Genomic DNA, 19,412 nt, shown 5'->3' on the forward strand with positions numbered 1-19,412 from the left:
GCGAGGGTTCAGAGGTCGCGGGTCGTCCGGGAGGTCGTGACGCCCGCGGCCGGGTCGGTGCTGGTCACGCTGGTCGAGCGCAGGGTGCGGGGCCGGAACAGGGCGAACTCGAGGACGACGCCGAGGACGCCGACGACCATGAGGATCACCCCGACCGTGGACAGGTCGAGGCCCGAGACGGAGAACGTCACCGCGAAGGTGAGGACCGCTCCGAGGGCGATGAGGAAGATGCTGGTTCCGAGGCGCATGGGACCAGCGTCCCGCCGTTCCTCCTCCACTGCGTCGTCGAGACCCCTCGGGTCACGCGGACGGCGCAACGCCACGGTCGCGGGTCAGGGTTGCACCAGGATCCGGACCGGGTTCCCCTCCCGCTCGCGCAGCCGGCGGATCCCGTCGGCGACGTCCTCGAGGGGGACGACGGCGCTGACCGAGCGCGAGAGGTCGAGGCGCCCCCCGGCGAGCAACCGGACGAGGGTCCCGATGTCGGAGTTCCGGTAACCCAGGTGCCCCAGGGCCTTCTTGCGGGACAGGTTGAACTCCATCGACGTGCCCAGCGACAGGGGCTGCCCGCTGAGTCCCACCCCCACGACCCGCCCGCGCGGCGCCAGCATCGCCAGCCCCTGCTCGAAGGTGGAGGCGAGGCCCACGGCGTCGAAGGCGACGTCCAGCAGGTGCCCGCCGGTGGCCTCGGCGATGCGCTCGCGCAGGTCCGGGTCGTTCGGGTCCAGGGCGACGTCGGCGCCGACGGTCAGGGCGCGTTCCCGCACCTCGGGGTCGAGGTCGACGGCGACGACGGGCACCGCGCCGACGAGTCGTGCGAGCTGCACCAGGTGGGTCCCCACCCCACCGACGCCCCAGACGCCGACGGCTTCCCCGGGACGGACGTCCGCGGTGTGCACGACGGCGCCGAACGGCGTGGAGACCGCGTCGGCGAGCAGCGCGGCCTGGTCGAGGGGGACCCCGTCGGGAACGCGGGTCAGGCCGCCCGCCTCGGCGAGGGTGTACTGCGCCCAGGCGCCGTCGTAGGCGAACGCCATCAGCAGCAGCTGGTCGCAGTTCACGAGGTCCCCGCGGCGGCAGCGGTCGCACCGGCGACACGGCCGCCCGGCGGCCGGCACCACGCGGTCACCGACCTCCCACCCGGTGACGCCCTCGCCGAGGGCGGCGACGGTGCCGGAGGCCTCGTGGCCCTGGGTGATGGTCTCGGGCCCGCGGGGATCGGCGAACGTGCCCTCGAGGAGGCTGACGTCGGAGTGGCAGATGCCGCAGAACGCGACCTCGATCAGCACCTGGCCCGGACCCGGTCGCGGCACCGGGACGTCCTCGACCGACATCGTGCGGGTCGGGACGTGCAGGCGCTGGGCGCGCATGGTGGTGGGCAGTTCGCTCATCGTCGTCCTCCGAGGGGGTTCGGTTCCGGCCAGAACTCCGCGAGCAGCGCCGCGAACTCCTCGGCCCGTTCGATCTGCGGCATGTGCCCGGTGCCGGGGAACACGTGGGTCCGGGCGTGGGGGAGTGCGGTGCGGGCGGCGTCGAGCTGTTCCACCGGCAGGACCCGGTCCTCTCCGCCCCAGACGACGAGCGTCGGGACGGGGTGGCGGGCGGCGTCGCGCAGCAGGTCCCGGCGCCACCGGGACCGCACCCCGAGGACCGTCCCGAGGGACCGGGCGGTCTCGTGCATGACCCGCACCCCGTGCGGACGCCGGCTCAGCGCGTCGGCGCGCTCCACCCGGTCGGCGGTGACGAGCGCCGGGTCGTGGAAGACGCCGCGCAGGGTGCGGCGGGAGGCGCCGGGGCGGGGCGCCAGCAGCCGCGGGCCGAGCCACGGCACCGTGATGACCCGCAGCGCCGCGGTGACCCCCCGGCCGAAACCCGCGGGGTCGGCCAGGACGAGGCTGCGCACCCGGTCCGGGGCGTCCGCCGCGAACTGCAGGGCGACGCCCCCGCCGAGGGAGTTCCCGACGACGTGGAGGGGTTCCCGCAGACCGACCGCGTCGCAGAACGCGGCGACGAACGCCGCCAACCGCGGTACCGATCCCGGGACGGGCAACGGGTCGCTGCCGCCGAAACCCGCGAGGTCCACCGCCCAGCAGCGGTACCGCGGGCTGAGCAACGCCACCTGCTCGTCGAAGTCCTCCAGGCTGCACCCGATCCCGTGCAGCAGCAGGACGGGCGCCCCGCTGCCCTGCACGCGGTAGCGCGCGCGGATCCCGTGGGCCAGGGTGGCGTGACGCGCGGGTTCGAGACCCGGCGTGCTCACGAGAACTCCAGGGCGGGGTCGTCGACGCGGCGGTGGCGCAGCCCGACGACGTCGAGCGGGTAGTTCTGGTGCAGCCGCCACGGCGTCGCCCCGCCCTGGGAGGGGAGGAGGCCGGCAGCCCGGCGCACGTAGCCGGAATCGAGGTCGATGAGCGGTTCCCGCTGTCCCGCCGCCGGTTCCCGGGGGACGACGATTCGGTGCGAACGCCGCTGCATCAGGTCCAGCAACCGGCACACGTGCTCGGTGACGAGGTCGATCTTCAGGGTCCACGACGCGTTCGTGTAGCCCAGGGCGAAGGCCAGGTTCGGCACCCCCGACAGCATCATCCCCTTGTAGGTGACGCGGTCGGCCGGGTCGACGGGACCACCGTCGACCGACAGCGCCATCCCGCCGAGGAACAGCAGGTTGAGGCCGGTGGCGGTCACGACGACGTCGGCGGGGAGTTCCGCACCGGAGGTCAGGCGGATCCCCGTGGGGGTGAAGGTCTCGATCCCGTCGGTCACCACCGACGCCCGCCCCGACCGCAGCGCCCGGAACAGGTCCCCGTCGGGGACGAAGCAGACGCGCTGGTCCCACGGGTCGTAGTCGGGGGTGAAGTGGCGCTCCACGTCGAAACCCTCGGGGAGGCGGGCCGCGACCCGTTCGCGCAGCACTTCGCGGGCCCGGCGCGGCCACCGCCGGGTGAACTGGTAGGTGGCGGTGGCCAGGGCGATGTGCTTCGTCCGCACGAGGGCGTAGGCCAGACCCTCCGGAACCCGACCGCGCAACCGGTCCGCGAGGTGGTCGCGGGAGGACAGGGCCAGGACCCAGCTCGGGGAACGCTGCAGCATGGTCACGTGTTCGGCGTCCCGGGCGAGGTTCGGGACCAGGGTGACGGCCGTGGCGCCGCTGCCGATGACGACGACGCGCCGGCCCGTCGTGTCCAGGTCGGTCGGCCAGTGCTGCGGGTGGACGATCCGTCCGCCGAACTCTCCGGCTCCCGGGAACTCGGGGGTGTACCCCTCGTCGTAGCGGTAGTAGCCGGTGCAGCTGAGCAGGAAGCTGCACGTCAGGCGCACGGTCTCGGAACCTCCGCCGGCGCGGGGCCGCTCCACGACGACGGTCCAGCGCGCGGTCGTGCTGGAGAAGTCGGCGGCCAGCACGCGGTGGTGGAAGCGGACGCGTTCCTCGACGCCGAACTCCCGCGCGGTCTCGGTCACGTACTCGCGGATGTCGGCGCCCTGCGCGATGGCCTTGCCGCCCCGCCAGGGGCGGAAGGAGTACCCGAGGGTGTACATGTCGGAGTCCGACCGGACGCCGGGGTAGCGGAAGAGGTCCCAGGTCCCGCCGATCGCGCCGCGGGACTCGAGGACGGCGAAGGTGCTGCGGGGCAGTTTCTGCCGCAGCCGGCAGGCCGCGCCGATCCCGGAGAGGCCGGCCCCCACGACGAGGACGTCGAGGTGTTCGAGCGGTTCGCCGTTGTCCACGGCAACCACCTTTCAACACCCTGTCGACTCTGTCAACAGGGTGTCGACGACGACGTCCGGGGACGGCCGTCGCGGGTTAGGGTCGAGCCCGTGAGCACACCACCGACCGCCGTCGCGCGGGGACGTCGCGCCCCCCGTCCGCGCAGCGAGGACCGGGAGACCGCGATCCTCGACACGGCGGAACGGCTGTTCGGCGAACGTCCCTACGCCACCGTCTCCGTCGACGACCTCGCGCGGGGGGCCGGGTTGTCCCGGCCGACGTTCTACTTCTACTTCCCCTCCAAGGAGGCGGTGCTGCTCGCGCTGCTCGACGGGGTCGTCGCGGAGGCCCGGGCCCGTCGCGACGAGGCGCTGCGCGTTCCCGCGACGGGCACCGCCGACCGCTGGCGCCAGATCATCCACGCGATCCAGGACCCGTTCCGCACCCACCGCGCGGTCACCCTCGCCGCCGCGGAGGCCCGGGCCACCAGCGGCGCGGTCCGCGACGTCTGGAGCGGCGTGATGGAACGCTTCGTGGCGGAGACCGCGGCGGAGATCGAGGCCGAACGCGCCCGCGGTGCCGCGCCGGCGGGTCCACCCGCCCGCGACCTCGCCATCGCCCTGAACTGGATGAACGAGCGGGTCCTGCACTCCTCGTTCACCGCCCAGCAGCCGGCGCTGGAACCCGGGGACGCCGTCGAGGTGCTCCTGACGGTGTGGTTGCGCACCATCTACGGCCGCAGCGACCCGGAGTAGTTCCACCGCACGAAGAACGACCCGGCACCCCTGAGGGGTACCGGGCCGGTCGGACGGGCTGGGGTCAGTGCGCGTCGGAGGAGCGGATGTCGCCGTTCACGCCCTGCGGGAAGAACCCGCCCTTGTTCGTCTTGCCCGGGTTCAGGAAGACGACGTTGAGCACCTGGCCGAAGGTGCGCGAGTACGCGACGCCGTTCTTGTCGCCGGGCGCGACGATGGTCGCACCGTTGGGGCCGGTGACGCCCTGGTCGAGGTCGGTGGGCCCGTCGAGGGAGTCGCGGGCGTTCGAGATCGCGTCGGCCGCGGCGCCCTGGCCCCGCGCGACGAGGGTCGTCCTGATGGTCGCGGCGTGGTAGGCCTCGTAGGCCAGGATCCCGGCGGCGGCGTCGAGGTAGGTCTTGTTCGTGATGAGCGGGGCGGCACCCTTGTAGGCGGTGACGCCGACGTCCTCGAACAGGAACGCGCCGAGCAGGAAGCTGCCCTCGTCGGCGAACGGGTTGAAGCTCTGACCGGCCTTGATCAGCCCGGCGGCCTGGGCGGCGGCGGTGAAGGAGCCGACGAGGTCGATGGTGGGACGGGCGACCTTGACGGTGCCCAGCGCCGCACGCAGGAACTTGACGTGGGCGACCTCGTCGTGGGCGATGTCCTCCGCGATCTTGCGGACGGAGGACGACTTGAAGGGGACCTTCGAGCCACCGGTGACGGCACCGGTGGTGTAGTTGCCGTCGATGTCGCTGTTCGACAGGCCGTGGCCGAACGCGGCGTAGGAGTAGAACTCCGCCTCGAGGTACTCCAGGTTCAGGGCGAAGTTCAGGATGGTGGCGTCGGAGATGAGTTCACCGTTGGCCGTCTGACCGTTGGGCTGCGCGGAACTGGGCGGGTTGCTGTCGGCGAAGGCCGCCGAGGCCCCACCGGTGCCCACCGCAGCCGCACCGGCGACGCCCAGCCCGGCCAGACCTGCGGTGCGCAGGAAGTTGCGTCGGTCTGCGCCGGTCTCGGCACTGCGGTCGATCATGGTCTTGACGAGCTTGTTTCCGAACACGGTTCCTCCGGTGAATCGGGTGGGTCGCGCGAGCTCGGTCACGGTGTCGCGTCGTGGCAGCACCGGACCGTCGTGTCGGCCGGCCTCGTGCGCCGGTCACCCGTCCTTCGGTGCACTGGGCCGAACGGATTGCTCCCCGGTGGAAGTTCATGCGTCAGAGCGGAAAACAATACTCTCCGTGTTCAGATGTCACGGATGGGCGTCAGCACGTGGGGGGCGGGGACGGGCGTCGCGTCCCGGAGCAGGGTCTGCAGCAGCTCCTCGACCGGGAGGGGCCGGTGGAACAGGTACCCCTGGGCCAGCGGGCAGCCCAGCGCGACGAGTTCCGCCTCCTGCTCCGCGGTCTCCACACCCTCGGCGATGACCAGCAGACCCAGTTCGTGCGACATGCGCATCAGCCCGCCGAGCACGGCCCGGCGTCGGGGGCTGACGGTGATCTGGGAGGTGAAGTCCCGGTCGAGCTTGAGGAAGTCCGCCGGCAGGGCGTCGAGCTGGCTGAACGCGGAGTAGCCCGTGCCGAAGTCGTCGATGGCGGTCCGCACGCCGATGGCGCGCAGTTCCTCCAGGGTCTCCCGGGTCGCCACGGACGCGGCCTCGACCGTGCTCTCGGTCACCTCGACGACGAGGTCGTGCGCGGACCAGCCCGTCTCGGCGAGGATCCGCAGCAGTTCCGCGACGAAGTCCGGGTCCACCAGGTGCTGCCCGGAGGCGTTCACCGTCAGCAGCAGGTCCCGGCCGATGGCTTCCCGCATCCGGACGGCGTCCGCACAGGCGAGGGCCGTCACCGCCAGGTCCAGCTCCTTCACCAGCCCGTTCGCCTCGGCGAGCGGGATGAACTGCGTCGGTGGGACCGGACCGCGGGTCGGGTGGTTCCACCGGGCCAGGGCTTCGACCCCGACCACCTCGCCCGTCCCGGGGACGACGACGGGTTGCAGGGCGACCGACACCCCACCGGACAGGAGGGCGGCCCGGAGGTCCTCCACGAGACCGTCGTCGCCGCTGGCGGGCACGGCCACGCGGCCCCGTCCCGCCGCCTTGGCGTCGTAGAGGGCCGCGTCGGCACGGCGCATCAGGCTGCCGGCGTCCTCCCGGGGCCGTCGCTGGGCGACGCCGACCGAGAGCCCGGCGGGGAGCGCGGCGCGTCGCAGCGACTCGGCCACCGCCGCCGCGGCCTCCTGGTCGCACCCGGGGAGGACCAGCGCGAACTCGTCCCCGCCGTGCCGCGCGAGCACGGCACCCCGTGGCCCGTGCTCCGCGACGGCCTTCTCGAGCACGGCAGCGAGGGAGACCAGCAGGGCGTCGCCGGCCGCGTGCCCACCCGAGTCGTTGACCTCCTTGAAGTGGTCGACGTCGACGACGGCGAGCGCCACGGCGGTCCCGTTCCGGTCGGCGCTCGCGACGACCTCCTCGAACCGCTCGTCGAAACCGCGGCGGTTGAGGAGCCCGGTGAGGCTGTCCCGGGTGACGTGGGAGGCCCGCTGCACCAGACGTCCGATGACGACGACGACCACCAGCTGGACGAGCACCAGAGCCGCCGCCACGCCCGGGTCGATCCCGCGCCAGAGCAGGCTGCCGGCGACCGCGACGAGCAGCAGCGTGGTGTGGGCGAGGGCGTGCCGGCGGGAGAAGAAGTACAGGTTGTCGATGGCGCAGAACACGAACAAGCCGGAGACCCCGAGCGCGGCGGTGTCGTCGGCGCTGAGCACCACGCCCGCCGCGAGCATCGCGGAGGCCAGGGCCAGGGCGACGTGGAAGCACCACCGGGGGAAGAGGCGTCCCCGGGCCAGCAGCAGCCATCCGAGGCCCACCGCGATCGCGGCCAGGCCGAGGATCGCCAGTCCCCGGGGCCCCAGGTCCGGCCAGCTGCCGACCGTGGTGAGGACGGCCGCGAGGCCGCCGGTGACGTAGAAGGCGCCCGTGGTGAACGCCATGAGCCGGGGGGTCGCGACCTCGGGCACGGTCCCGGACGATGTGCTCACCGATCGAGCATCGGAAGGCCCCGGTTCCGACTTGACCTCACCCGGCCGCGGCCGCCCGGCGGGTCCGTGCTCCGTCCGGCGGAGCAGGTGAGCAGCTGACAGGTCACGACGGGCGGGACCCGACTATCGTGTCTGCATGGATCTGGAGCTCCAGGCTGACCAGGAGAAGCGTTCACTGGAAGGAAGCGCTTACTCAGAGGCTCGAGAGCGGGCGGACGACTTCCGCCGGGACGCGCTCGAAGACCCCGCCGCCGCGATCTACCCGCACGCCGACGTCTCCGACGTCGAGCTGACCGCGGCGATCGACGGCATCGTGCAGAAGCCCGTCGTGATCACCCGGCAGGGAGCTGAGGCGGCGGTGCTGGTGTCCGTCGACTTCTTCAACCGGGCGCACGCCGCGGTGGAGCTGCTCGAGGACGACGCGACCTTCGAGGACGCCTAGGCCCCCACGCGCGACGTCCGGCGGTTCCCGGGTGACCGGTGAGCCGCCGGACGTCGCACGTCCGCGGAGTTCCGTCTCAGGACCGCAGTCCCGCGGCCACGCACGCCTGGCTCGCCGACCCCGCGCAGAGCGCCTCGACGGTCGTGAACTCGTCCGCGATGACGGTCGTGGCCAGGTTCGACGCGGTCACGGCGGTGGGCTGCAGCAGCGTCGTCGGCACCGCGCCGGCGCCGTTGTCGGTGGTCGTCGTGGTGGTGACGGCCTCCCCGCGTCCCAACGCCAGGGCCATGTCGGCCGCGGCCGCGGCGAGCTGCGGCATCGGCTTGTAGGCCGTGACGGCCTGCTCGCCGGTCAGGAGGCGCTGCATGGCCGCGACGTCGGCGTCCTGGCCGCTGATGGGTGGCAGGGTTCCCGTCCAGCCGGCCTCGCGCAGGGCCTTCGCGGCTCCCTTGGCGATGCTGTCGTTGGCCCCCACCACACCCGCGATCGGCGTGCCGTGCAGCTGCTGGATGGCCTGCTCCATCGCGATCTCGGCGTTGTCCGCGGACCACTCCGGGACCCAGGCCTGGAAGCCCGTGGTGATCTTGCCGTCGAGGACCGACTTCGCCCCCGAGGCCACCCAGGCCGCGTTGCTGTTGCCGGCGTCGCCGTCGAGCTCGACGACGACCGCCCCCGGGGCGGGCTCGGCGTCGAGGACGGCCTGGGCGCCGATCGCGCCGACCTTGCCGCTGTCGAAGGTGACGAACGCGTCGATCGCCGACCCCTTGATGAGGCTGTCGTAGGAGATCACCTTGGCCCCGCCGGACGTCGCCTGCTGGGCGATGGCCGCTGCACCCTCGGAGTCCTTGGGTGCGACGACGAGGACGGTCGCGCCGTCGCTCAGCGCCTTCGACGCCTGCTGGTTCTGCTCGTCCTGGGTCGAGGCGAAGTAGACGTCGACCGTGCAGCCGGGGCACGACTTCGCCACGTCGATCTGGAAGTTCGGGACGTCGGACGCCTCGTAGCGCAAGGAGGTCTTCTCCGCGAGGAACGCGATGTGGGGCGACGCCGTCGACGCGGAGCCGGCGGTCGAGGCCGTCGCCGGGCCGTCCGAACAGGCCGTCAGCGTGCCGGTGGCCGCGAGGAGGACGAGGGTGGTGAGGGTGCGCGTGCGGCGTCGGCCGAGAACCTTGATCATGAGTTCCTCCTGATCTCGGGGCGCGTCAGAACTGGAAGCGGCTGACGGCGGCGGACATGCGGGTGGCCATCTCGGCGAGTTCGCGGACGGCGCGGTCGGACTCCAGCGCCCCGTTCCCGGCGGTCGTCGCGGCACCGGCGACGGAACCGATGTTCCCCGCGATGTCCTCCGCGCCGTGGGCGGCGTCGGCGACGCTGCGGCTGAGTTCCTGGGTGGTCGCGGCCTGTTCCTCGACGGCGGCCGCGATGGTCGCCTGGTAGTCGCTGATCTCCGCGATCACCGAACCGATCGAGCCGATCGCGCCCATCGCGGAGGTGACGTCGGACTGGATCGCCTCGACGCGGTGGGAGATGTCCTCCGTCGCCCGGGCGGTCTGCTGGGCGAGTTCCTTGACCTCGCCGGCGACGACGGCGAAACCCTTGCCGAGTTCCCCGGCACGGGCGGCCTCGATCGTCGCGTTCAGGGCGAGCAGGTTCGTCTGTTCCGCGATCGCGGTGATCGTCTTGACGACCGTGCCGATCTCACCGGAAGAGGTTCCCAGCGCGTCCATCGTCGCCCGGGTGGTCTCGGCGAGTTCCACGGCCCGTTCGGCCACCGCGGAGGCGTTCGAGGCGTTCGAGGAGATCTCCCGGATCGAGACCCCCATCTCCTCGGTACCCGCTGCGGCACCGGCGATGTGGGCACTGACCGCACCCGCGGTACCGGCGACCTCGGCGGCCCGCTGGGAGACGCTGCCGACGCCGTCGGCGATCCCCTGGCTGGTCGCCGTGAGGCGGTCGGCGGACGACGCGAGGGCCGAGGCCTCCGTGCTGAGGGCGGCGACGGTGCGGCGCATGCTGCTCGTCGCGGAGGTGAGGGCGCTCGCCATGGTGCCGACCTCGTCCCGCTGGTCGATCTCCGCGGTGGCGGTGAGGTCGCCGTTGGCGACCCGCTCCAGGACCTCGCTGACCTTGCGCAGCGGTCCGACGATGCGGCGGACGATGATCCGGGCGAGCACGGCGGTGAGCACGAGCCCGACCACCATCGTGAGGATCATCGCGAGCCGCGCCTGGCGGTAGGTGTCCTGCGCCGCGGCCGACGACGCCTCACCGGTCTTCGCGCCGAGCGACTCCAGGGTCGAGAGTTCCGACGACGCGTTCGCGGCCAGCACGGACAGGTTCCCCAGGTAGAGCGTCTGGAAGCTCTCCCGGTCACCGGACTCGGCGAAGGGCAGCAGGAAGTCGTCGCGGGTGTTGCGGTACGCGCTCCACCAGACGTCGAAGCGCTTCAGCGCCTGCCGCTGCGCGGTGGTGAGGGAACGTCCCTCGAAGCTCTTCACGCGGGCGTCGAGCTGCGTGTCGTCCTCGCCGATGCGGGTCTTCAGGTCGGCGTAGGCGATGTCGTCCGAGGCGAGCGCCAGGTTCGCGAGGTCGCGCTGGGTCTGCAGGCTCGCGGCGCGAACGCCGGCCAGCTCGGCGTTGGGAACGGTCGACCGCTCGTAGGTGGCGCTCGCGCGGTCGCTGACGCTGTGCAGTCCCGTCAGCCCGACCCCCAGCACCGTCCCGGAGACGACCGTGCCCAGCACGACCACCGCAGTGATCTTCGTGCCGACGGACCGGTCGGCGAACCACGAACGCCGGCCGGGCTTCCCCGCACCGCTCTCGTGCTCGAGTCCTCGCGACACCGCAATCCCCTTCGAACGGATCGGTCGACCAGGGTTGGACGACCGCGTTGCTGCCTTCTGGTTGCACCTTCGGCGTCGGTACTGTCGATGCTGAGTTCCGGGGCCGCGCGAATTTGTGAGAGTTGAAGTATCTAGAAGTTTCGCAGCGGCGGTCCTGGGTGCTGCGCTTCACGTCTGCCCGGCCGCTGCCGATGGACCGGCGTGACCCCTGCCTCCACGCGCACCCCCGTCCCGCGTCGACTGCGCCGGACCGCCACCTGGCTGCTCGCGATGTCGTTGCCCGCGGCGGCCGTGGCCGCTGGGGTGAGCGCGCAGGCCGCGACCGACCCCGGCTACGCGGTCGTGGGGGTTCCGACCCCGGGTCTGTCCTCGCCGCGCGCGGTGGCGGTCGACGCGAACGGCGTCGTCTTCGTCGCCGACGCGGGGAACCACGTCGTGCGCAGGATCACGCCCGGCGCGACGACGCCCGAGGTCGTGGCCGGAGTGGACGGGGCCGCCGGGCTTCCCTCCGCCGGCAAGCTCGACACCCCGTCGGGCCTCGCGCTGTCGCCCGACGGGAAGACCCTCTACGTCGCCGACGAGGGCAACGACGTCGTCGTCAAGGTCGACGCGAAGGTGGTCCTGCCGGTCACGCCGGCCACGCCCCCGGCGACGCCCGTGCCGGCGGCCGCGTTGTCCGTGCTCGCCGGGAAGGTGGGTCTTCCGGGGGCACCGACGAACGTCGCCCTGGCCAAGGACTCTCAGCTCAGGGACCCGAAGGGTCTGGCCGTCGACGCCGCGGGGAACCTGTTCATCGCCGACTCCGGCAACAACCAGGTCGAGAGGGTCACCGCGGCCGGTGCCCTCGCGGTCTTCGCCGGGACCGGTTCGCCCGGGACGGCAGCGGCCGGCCCGGCGCTCAGCTCCAACCTCACCGCTCCGTCGGCGGTCACCGTGGACGCCAACGGGTCCGTGTTCATCGCCGACGCCGGGAACCGCGCCCTGGTGAAGGTCGTCCCGACCACCGCGAACGGAACCCTCTCGCTCGTCGGGTCGACCGGAACCGGGACGGTGACCTCGCTCGCGGTCGACCTCGCCGGGACGTTCTTCCTGACCGATTCGGTCGCCGGTCTTGAGAAGATGGCCTCCGGCGTGGTGTCACCCGTCCCGATCGACCCCCTCGCGTCGGCGTTCGGCACCCCCGTCGCCGTCACCACGAACCTCAGCGGGAACCTGTGGGTCGCCGACGCCACGAGCCTCGCGCAGCTCCGCTCCCAGGCTCCCGTAGGCCTGCCCAAGGTCACCTCGGCCGCCCCGACGACCGCCGCGGTCGCCGCGCCGTTCACCTTCCGGCTCACCGCGTCCGGGACCCCGACGCCGACGTGGTCCTTCGTCGACCAGACCCCGCCGACCTGGCTCGCCCTCGGCGCGGGAACGGGTGTCCTCTCTGGAACCCCGACGGCCGCAGGGACTTCCACGTTCACGGTTCGCGCGGCGAGCAGCGCGGGCCACGACGACCAGGTCATCACCCTCACCGTCGGCGCCCTCCCCGCCGCCCCGGCCGTGCCGACGGCCGTCGCGGGCGACGGGCGTGCGGTCGTCACCTGGGTCGCCGCAGCGGCGTCCACGACGACCCCCGCGACGACCCCCGCGCTGACCGGGTACAAGGTCACTCCCTACAAGGACGGCGTCGCCCAGACCGCCGTCGCGTTCTCCGCCACCCAGGCCACGACCCAGGTCCTCACCGGGCTGACCAACGGGTCGAAGTACACGTTCACCGTCGCCGCGACGAACTCCTTCGGCACGGGGACCGCGTCGGCGGCGTCCACCGCGGTGACGCCGTACGCGACCGTGAAGAAACCCGTCCTGGACGTCCCGGTCAGCCGGCTCTCCGGCAAGGACCGTCTCGAGACGGCCGTGAACTCCTCGAAGGCGTTGTTCCCGACGACGGGTTCCGCGGGTGCCGTCGTGGTCTCGGCCGGGTACAAGTACGCGGACGCGCTCGCCGGGGCCCGCCTGGCCTCGGCGACGTCGGCGCCGCTGCTGCTGACCGAGTCCGACAAGCTCACCCCGGCCGTGGGGACCGAGATCTCGCGCGTCCTCGCGCCCGGCGGGACGATCTACGTCCTCGGCGGCAGCGGAACCGTCTCCACCGGCGTCGCGACCTCCCTCGCGGCGTTGTCGCCGAACTTCAGCGTCGTGCGGCTCTCGGGTGACGACCGGTTCGAGACGGCCACCCGCATCGCCGACGAGGTCACGGCCCGGGCTCCGGGGACCGACACCGCGCCGATCTACCTCGCCAGCGGGGTGAACTTCCCCGACGGCCTCGCGGTGTCGGCGCTGGCCGCCCGCACCGGCGGGATCGTCCTGCTCACCGACGGCCCCGTCATGCCCGCCGCCACCGCCGCCTACCTCGCCGCGCACGACGCGACGGGTTCGCGGGTCGTCCCCGTCGGCGGGGTCGCGGCCCAGGCGGCGAAGACCCTCCCCGCCTCGGGCGGGAGTTCCGCGCGGGCCATCGTCGGGGTCGACCGGTTCGACACCGCGAACCTGGTCGCCCGCAAGTTCACGACGGGCACCGCGACCAAGGCCGCGGGGGTCGCGACGGGTGACAACTGGCCCGACGCGCTCGTGGGTTCCGCGGCGATGGGTCTGCTCGGTGGGCCGTTGCTGCTCACCAGCGGTTCCGACCTGTCGACCTCGGCCGCGGCCGCGCTCACCGCGCTGGACGCCGCGAAACCCCTCACCACCGGGGTCGTCTTCGGTGGTGAACCCTCGGTGCCCGCGGCGGCGGCGACGAGGTTCGGGTCCTACGTCGCGCAGGACTGACCGGCGTCGTCGCGCTCAGGGCCGGGTGGGTGCCCCCAGCCGGCCCCGGGTGGCGACGATCAGCACCAGCGTCGCGACGGTGGTGGCGAACAACTGCACCACCAGCGTGTCCTGGTCCCCGTCGAGCGCGGGGAAGATCGCGGGCCACAACAGCGTGTAGGTGCTGTTGATCCCCGCGTGCAGCAGCATCACCAGCGGGACGCTCTGCCCGCTCCGGTTGAAGACCCAGGTCATCACGAGGCTCAGCGGCACGCAGGACGCGATGAACAGCGCCGGGTGCGTCCAGGAGACGTCGGGCCAGCCGCCCCACTCGGTGAGGAACAGCGGCAGGTGCCACGCGCCCCAGAGCAGGCCGAGGAGAACCGTCCCGGGGACCGCACCGAAACGCGTCTGCAGGCGGGGCAGGGCGAAGTCGCGCCACCCGGGTTCCTCCGCGAGCGCGGTCGTGACGACCTGGAGCGCGAGCATCGGCAGGTAGCTCACCAGCAGCAGGACGCCGACCGGGCGCACCGCCTCCCACGCCTGCGGGAGCACGAACGTCGCGGCGAGGATCGAGACCGGCACGCCAACGCCGACCCCGAGGTACCACCGCCAGCCGACGCCGAAGCGCAGCAGCCGGCCGCGCCAGGAACGCAGACCCGGGCGTCCCTCCACGAGGGCCGTCACCACGAAGGCCGCGGTCACCGGGCCGAGGTAGGCGCCGGGGAGGACGCCCAGGAGTTGCGAGGTTCCCAGGAGGGCCGGGAACGAGAAGGGCAGGATCCCGAGTCCGTTGCCGGACAGCACGTACGGGATCCACGCCAGCCAGCTGAGGCCGAACGCGAGGGTGAAGAACGCGACGAGGGGGTGCCGGGAGACGACCCCGGGCGGGCGGACCCGCAGGGCAGTGGTGGTCATGTCGAGCAGTCCACCGGAACCCGGCGCGCGGGTCAGTCCCGCAGGCGACCGGGTCGGGGTGGTGCCTGCACTACCTCTGTTCCGCGGTGCGCAGGAACCGCAGGACCGCGGCCACCCGGCGGTCCACCTCGTCGGTGGGGGAGAGGTCGAGCTTCGCGAAGATGCTGCGGATGTGCTTGTGCACGGCGCCGTCGGTGACGAACAACCGCGACGCGATGGCGGAGTTCCCCAGACCCTCGGCCATGAGTTCCAGCACCTCGCGTTCGCGCGCCGACAACCGGTCCAGCCCGGCGTCCGGGCGGGTCCGGGTGAGCAGCTGCCCGACGACCTCCGGATCGACCGCGGTCCCGCCCTCGGCGACCCGGTGCAGGGCGTCGAGGAACTCCTCCACGCGGCCGACCCGTTCCTTCAGCAGGTACCCGAGCCGGCGTGCGCCCCCCGCGAGGAGTTCCGTCGCGAACGCCTGCTCGACGTAGGCGGACAGCACCAGCACCGCGAGCTCCGGGTGCCGGCGACGGGCCTCGACGGCGGCCCGGATCCCCTCGTCGGTGTGGGTGGGAGGCATCCGGACGTCGACGATCGCGACGTCGGGCAGGTGTTCCTCGACGGCCGCGAGGAGCTCCTCGGCGTCGGCCGCCGTCGCGACGACGTCCAGGCCCTCGGCCCGCAGCAGCAGGGCCAGACCCTCGCGCAGCAGCGCGTCGTCCTCGCCGATCACGATGCGCACGGCAACCACACCTCCACCTCGGTCGGACCACCGGGTGGGCTGGTCAGGTCCAGCCTGCCATCGTGGGCGCGGACGCGGTGCAGCATCCCCGACAACCCCGACCCCGCGGCCGCGTCGGCCCCGCCCCGGCCGTCGTCGGTGACCCGCACCAGCAGTTCCGCCCCCCGGCGTCGCACGGTGAGCGTGGCGGAACGGGCCCCGCTGTGCCGGGCCACGTTCGTCAGCGCCTCGGCCACCACGAAGTAGGCCGTCGCCTCGACCGAGGCCGGGCACCGGCCCGGGACGTCGACCTCGACGTGGCACGGCACCGGGCAGGCCGCGGCGAGACCGGTGACCGCCCCCGCCAGACCCCGGTCCTCCAGGACCGGCGGCAGGATCCCCCGGACGACGCTGCGCAGTTCCGCCAGCGCCTGTTCGGCGGCGCTCTGGGCCCGTTCCAGCAGTTCGTCGGTCGTGGCGGGATCGGCACCGGGACGGTGCAGGGAACGGCGGGCCGCACCGAGCATCACCGTGACCCCGACGAGCCGGTTCTGCGCACCGTCGTGCAGCGACCGTTCGATGCGGCGCAGTTCCGCGACGTGGGCGTCGAGGGCGGCGGCGCGGGTCGCGCTCAGCTCCGCCACCCGCAGGGACAGGTCGGTGCCGGGCGGCGGCGCCAGCAACGTCAGCCCCGGTGCGGCCTGCCACCGCGCCAAGCGCGGGGAGGCCCCCACGGTGAGCGCCGCCCACCCGAGACCCAGCAGGGCGACCGCCGCGGCGGAGGGCCAGCCGTCCACCGTCCACCACCACGGAGAGGCGTCCACGTCCGCGGGAACCACTCTCCACCACAACGGGAACGACAGGTCGCGCAGCGCGTAGAGGGGCAGCAGGACCCCGACGAGGCCGAGCAGGAGGCCCCAGGTGGCGTGCACCGGGAGCCACAGCAGTTCCCGCCGCACCGCCGGGTCCCGCACCGCCGCACGCGACCCGGGCGGGACGGGCCCGGCCGGCAGCATCGTGGAACGGTTGCGCCGCAGCCGTTCACGCTCCCGGTCACCCAGGCGACGCAGGGTCCGCAGGGCGCCGGGGACCAGGAGGAGACCGATCCCGACCACGCACAGGACGCCGACGACGACGACCCAGACCAGCAGGAGACCTGCGAGGAAGGAGGTTCCGAGGCCGCCCCCGAGACGGGCGACCGCCGTTCTCGTCGTGGCGGTGCCTCGGCGGAGCGCGGACAGGGCGCTGGGGTTCTCGGGGGTTTCCACGGGCACGCCGTGACGGTACGAGGTCGACGGCGTCGGTGTCCGTCGGTCTCCGCTGGTGCAGCCCGGGACGGGTGAGGAGTACAGCCTGCTGCACCTCGCCCGGGTAGCGCGGGGGATCGTCCGGCCCCCGTGCGCCGCAGCAGGGTCGAGGGGTACCGAACGCCCCCCACCCGAGGAGCTCCCCGTGTCCGAACCGACGAACCTGCACCGCGGTCCCGCCGTCCCCCTGCTGTGGGCCGTGCTCACCGTCGCGGTCCTGCTCAACGTGCTGGCGTCCGCCGGCGTCCTGCCGCTCGCCGTGGGCATCGTCTGCGGCCTCGTGACGTTGGGCTGCGCCACCGCCCTCGTCGTGGCCCGGGTGCGTCGCCGGTGACCGCCGAGCGCACGGTCCCCTGGCGGGCGGTGGGTCTGTTCGCCGTCCTGGCCCTGGGCGGGGCCTGGCTGGCGAGCCTCCCGCTCCACCTCGGCGGTGGTCTGCAGAACCCGCACTTCTTCGTCGTCGGGGCCGTCGTGATGACGACCCCCACCCTGGCCGCCCTCATGACGGTGTTCGGCGTCCTGCGCCCCGCGAACCCGCGGGAGGTGCTGGGACTCGTCGGACCGCTGTCCTGGCGGCGCACCGCGCTGCGGGCGCTCGCCGCGGCCGGTGGCGGGATCGTGCTGGCCGCGGCGGCGATGCTCGTGGCCGGCGCGGCGGGGCTGGTCGACCTCCGGGTGAACCCCGACGCGTCGTCCTCGCTGCTGGCGATCCCGCTGACGACCGTGGTCATCGGCGTCACCGCGGTGGGGGAGGAGATCGGCTGGCGGGGTTTCCTGTTCCACGCCCTGCGTCCGCTGGGGCCGGTGCGGGCGAACCTGCTGAACGGCGCGCTGTGGGGTCTGTGGCACGCCCCGTTGCTGCTGCTGGGCTACAACTACGGCACGACGAGCCCGGTGAGCATCCCCCTGATGGTGCTCAGCACGGTGCTGATCGGAACCCTGCTCGCGTGGGTCAGGGAGAGCACCGGGACGGTCTGGGCCGGCGCCCTGGCCCACGGGGCGATGAACGCGTCCACCTCGTTGCTGCTCGCGGCGTTCCTGGTCCCGGCCCAGCAGGGTTCCGAGGCGACCGTCCTGGCCTGGCCCGGGTGGGTCGTGCTCGCCCTGGCCATCGCCGTGGTCCACCGGCGCCGCGGCACCCCGCTCGACGGTCCCGTCCTCGTCGACGCCTCGGCCCGACGCGACACGCACCCGCAGGACGCACCCGCAGGGTGACGCGAGGATCCAGAGGACTCCCCGCTCCGAACAGAGGAGTGGTGCCCCGGCAGCTCGCTGCGGCACGGAGGGGAGAACGGCGTGCTGAAGCGACGCGAACGAGGACCGAAGGCTCCGGGACGACAGGGGCGACACGGTCGACGGTTGCTGGCGGTGCTGGCCGGTCTCCTGTCGGGCGCCACCACCCTGGGGGTCGGCGCGCTGCTCGCGACGCTCGTCACCCGTTCGGCTGACCCCGTCTACGGGGTGGGGCAGGAGTTCATCGCGCGGACGCCGGAGTGGCTGAAGGAGTGGGCGATCCGGCAGTTCGGGCAGTCCGACAAGGCGGTCCTGCTGGGCAGCCTCTACGCCACCCTGGTGATCCTCTTCGCCGTCATCGGCCTCGTCGCGCTGCGCTGGTTGCGGGTCGGCCTCGGTCTCGTCGTCCTCCTGGGTCTCGCGGCCGTCGGCGCCAGCGTGCACCGCCCGGACGCGACCTCGCTGAGCTGGATGCCGTCCGCCGTCGGGACCCTGGCCGGGGCCGCCGCCCTGGTGCTGCTGATCCGCGCCCTGACCGGCCGCGCCCCGGCCGCGCGGGGACCGCTGTCGCGCCGGTCGGTGCTGTTCGGTGCCGTCGCCGGCGCGGCGGCCGTCACCGCCGGGGGTGGCGTCCTGGTGAACCGCTCGAAGTCCGTGGCCGCCTCGCGCGCGGACATCGTGCTGCCCAAACCCGTCTCGGCGGCGCCCTCGCTGCCTCCGGGGCTGGACTCGATCGACGGGATCACGCCGTACGTGACGAGCGCGAAGGACTTCTACCGCGTCGACACCGCCCTCTCCGTGCCGCAGGTCGACATCTCCTCGTGGACGTTGCGCATCCACGGCATGGTCGACCGCGAGGTCACGGTGACCTTCGACGACCTCCTGAAGGAGGACCTCGTCGAACGGTGGATGACCATGACCTGCGTGTCGAACGAGGTGGGCGGCAACCTCGTCGGCAACGCCCGCTGGCTCGGCGTGCCCCTGACCACCCTGCTGGACCGGGCCGGGATCAAGGCCGACGCGGACATGCTGTTCTCCACCTCCGTCGACGGTTTCACCATCTCGACCCCGGTGGCGGACGCCACCGACGGCCGCGACTCGATGATCGCCGTCGCCATGAACGGTGAGCCGCTGACCGACGTCCACGGGTTCCCGGCCCGGATGATCGTTCCCGGCCTCTACGGCTTCGTCTCGGCCTGCAAGTGGATCACCGACATCGAGGTCACCCGGTTCGACGCGAAGACCGCCTACTGGACGGATCGCGGCTGGGCGCAGAAGGCACCCATCAAGACGGCCACCCGCATCGACGTCCCCGCCTCCTTCGCCAAGGTCGCCTCGGGGCAGACGGTGCCGATCGCCGGGGTCGCCTGGGCGCAGACGCGGGGGATCAGCAAGGTCGAGGTGTCCCTCGACAACGGCGACTGGGCCGAGGCCACGTTGGTCCCGTCGGTGAACGCGAACACCTGGGTCCAGTGGACCTACGCCTACGACAACGCCGAGAAGGGCAGTCACACGGTGCGGGTCCGCTCGACGGACGGCGCGGGGCAGGTGCAGACCGAGGACGTCGTGCAGCCGATCCCGGACGGTTCGTCGGGACAGCCCAGCAAGTTCTTCACCGTCGTCTGACCGACGACGCCACTCTTGGTGACGATCATGTAACGGATTGTCATTTCACGGGTTCTGGGCGCGCGGTGGAC

At 72.9% G+C, this 19,412-nt stretch carries 17 protein-coding genes; 6 read left to right on the forward strand and 11 right to left on the reverse strand.

What is annotated here, in order from left to right; translation table 11 throughout:
- Positions 1-8: 8 nt before the first annotated feature.
- The 4 genes from ACFQ46_RS05075 to ACFQ46_RS05090 all read right to left on the reverse strand — a co-directional run bounded on the left by ACFQ46_RS05075 (position 9) and on the right by ACFQ46_RS05090 (position 3,726).
- Positions 9-248 carry a DUF6458 family protein gene (locus ACFQ46_RS05075; RefSeq protein WP_380257803.1) on the reverse strand — a complete coding sequence of 80 codons (240 nt, stop codon included), beginning with the start codon at positions 246-248 and terminating at the stop codon, positions 9-11.
- Positions 249-332: 84 nt separating this feature from the next.
- Positions 333-1,382 (reverse strand): zinc-binding dehydrogenase, encoded by a 1,050-nt coding sequence (locus tag ACFQ46_RS05080; RefSeq protein WP_380258435.1) that lies wholly within the window; start codon positions 1,380-1,382, stop codon positions 333-335.
- 5 nt (positions 1,383-1,387) lie between these two features.
- Positions 1,388-2,260 (reverse strand): alpha/beta fold hydrolase, encoded by an 873-nt coding sequence (locus ACFQ46_RS05085; protein ID WP_380257805.1) that lies wholly within the window; start codon positions 2,258-2,260, stop codon positions 1,388-1,390.
- On the reverse strand, positions 2,257-3,726 hold the full coding sequence (locus ACFQ46_RS05090; RefSeq protein WP_380257808.1) for a flavin-containing monooxygenase: 1,470 nt from the start codon (positions 3,724-3,726) through the stop codon (positions 2,257-2,259). The genes ACFQ46_RS05085 and ACFQ46_RS05090 overlap by 4 nt, the downstream gene beginning before the upstream one ends.
- Before the next feature lie 90 nt (positions 3,727-3,816).
- On the opposite strand from ACFQ46_RS05090, the gene ACFQ46_RS05095 reads away from it, so the two are divergent.
- On the forward strand, positions 3,817-4,461 hold the full coding sequence (locus tag ACFQ46_RS05095; RefSeq protein WP_380257810.1) for a TetR/AcrR family transcriptional regulator: 645 nt from the start codon (positions 3,817-3,819) through the stop codon (positions 4,459-4,461).
- A 64-nt stretch (positions 4,462-4,525) separates the two neighbouring features.
- Here the strand turns inward: ACFQ46_RS05095 and ACFQ46_RS05100 are convergent, their stop codons facing one another.
- Positions 4,526-5,503, reverse strand: a complete 978-nt coding sequence (locus ACFQ46_RS05100; RefSeq protein ID WP_380257812.1) for a ferritin-like domain-containing protein — start codon at positions 5,501-5,503, stop codon at positions 4,526-4,528.
- A gap of 182 nt (positions 5,504-5,685) precedes the next feature.
- Entirely contained in the window at positions 5,686-7,482 is a 1,797-nt protein-coding gene (locus ACFQ46_RS05105) for a putative bifunctional diguanylate cyclase/phosphodiesterase (RefSeq protein WP_380257814.1), read from the reverse strand.
- A gap of 136 nt (positions 7,483-7,618) precedes the next feature.
- Here ACFQ46_RS05105 and ACFQ46_RS05110 point away from each other — a divergent pair, with 136 nt between their 5' ends.
- Positions 7,619-7,924, forward strand: a complete 306-nt coding sequence (locus ACFQ46_RS05110) for a hypothetical protein (RefSeq protein WP_328294315.1) — start codon at positions 7,619-7,621, stop codon at positions 7,922-7,924.
- Between the two features lie 76 nt (positions 7,925-8,000).
- Here the strand turns inward: ACFQ46_RS05110 and ACFQ46_RS05115 are convergent, their stop codons facing one another.
- On the reverse strand, positions 8,001-9,101 hold the full coding sequence (locus tag ACFQ46_RS05115) for a substrate-binding domain-containing protein (RefSeq protein WP_380257816.1): 1,101 nt from the start codon (positions 9,099-9,101) through the stop codon (positions 8,001-8,003).
- A 25-nt stretch (positions 9,102-9,126) separates the two neighbouring features.
- Positions 9,127-10,764 (reverse strand): methyl-accepting chemotaxis protein, encoded by a 1,638-nt coding sequence (locus ACFQ46_RS05120; protein WP_380257818.1) that lies wholly within the window; start codon positions 10,762-10,764, stop codon positions 9,127-9,129.
- Between the two features lie 201 nt (positions 10,765-10,965).
- Here ACFQ46_RS05120 and ACFQ46_RS05125 point away from each other — a divergent pair, with 201 nt between their 5' ends.
- Positions 10,966-13,572, forward strand: a complete 2,607-nt coding sequence (locus ACFQ46_RS05125) for a cell wall-binding repeat-containing protein (RefSeq protein WP_380257820.1) — start codon at positions 10,966-10,968, stop codon at positions 13,570-13,572.
- Between the two features lie 15 nt (positions 13,573-13,587).
- Here the strand turns inward: ACFQ46_RS05125 and ACFQ46_RS05130 are convergent, their stop codons facing one another.
- From ACFQ46_RS05130 to ACFQ46_RS05140, 3 genes are all read right to left on the reverse strand, one after another.
- Positions 13,588-14,469 (reverse strand): CPBP family intramembrane glutamic endopeptidase, encoded by an 882-nt coding sequence (locus ACFQ46_RS05130; RefSeq protein WP_380257822.1) that lies wholly within the window; start codon positions 14,467-14,469, stop codon positions 13,588-13,590.
- A 70-nt stretch (positions 14,470-14,539) separates the two neighbouring features.
- Complete coding sequence (locus ACFQ46_RS05135; RefSeq protein WP_380257824.1) at positions 14,540-15,196, reverse strand: response regulator; 657 nt, start codon at positions 15,194-15,196, stop codon at positions 14,540-14,542.
- On the reverse strand, positions 15,184-16,449 hold the full coding sequence (locus ACFQ46_RS05140; protein ID WP_380257826.1) for a sensor histidine kinase: 1,266 nt from the start codon (positions 16,447-16,449) through the stop codon (positions 15,184-15,186). Before ACFQ46_RS05140 ends, ACFQ46_RS05135 begins: the two co-directional genes overlap by 13 nt.
- Before the next feature lie 178 nt (positions 16,450-16,627).
- Between ACFQ46_RS05140 and ACFQ46_RS05145 the strand changes: the two genes are divergently transcribed.
- The 3 genes from ACFQ46_RS05145 to ACFQ46_RS05155 all read left to right on the forward strand — a co-directional run bounded on the left by ACFQ46_RS05145 (position 16,628) and on the right by ACFQ46_RS05155 (position 19,341).
- Entirely contained in the window at positions 16,628-16,816 is a 189-nt protein-coding gene (locus ACFQ46_RS05145) for a hypothetical protein (protein WP_380257828.1), read from the forward strand.
- Positions 16,813-17,697: a CPBP family intramembrane glutamic endopeptidase gene (locus ACFQ46_RS05150; protein ID WP_380257830.1), complete on the forward strand. Its 885-nt coding sequence runs from the start codon at positions 16,813-16,815 to the stop codon at positions 17,695-17,697. The genes ACFQ46_RS05145 and ACFQ46_RS05150 overlap by 4 nt, the downstream gene beginning before the upstream one ends.
- A 153-nt stretch (positions 17,698-17,850) precedes the next feature.
- Positions 17,851-19,341: a molybdopterin-dependent oxidoreductase gene (locus ACFQ46_RS05155; protein WP_380258437.1), complete on the forward strand. Its 1,491-nt coding sequence runs from the start codon at positions 17,851-17,853 to the stop codon at positions 19,339-19,341.
- The last annotated feature ends 71 nt before the right edge of the window (positions 19,342-19,412 follow it).

Source organism: Kineococcus sp. GCM10028916 (assembly GCF_042674865.1).
In the GTDB taxonomy this organism is placed as follows: domain Bacteria; phylum Actinomycetota; class Actinomycetes; order Actinomycetales; family Kineococcaceae; genus Kineococcus.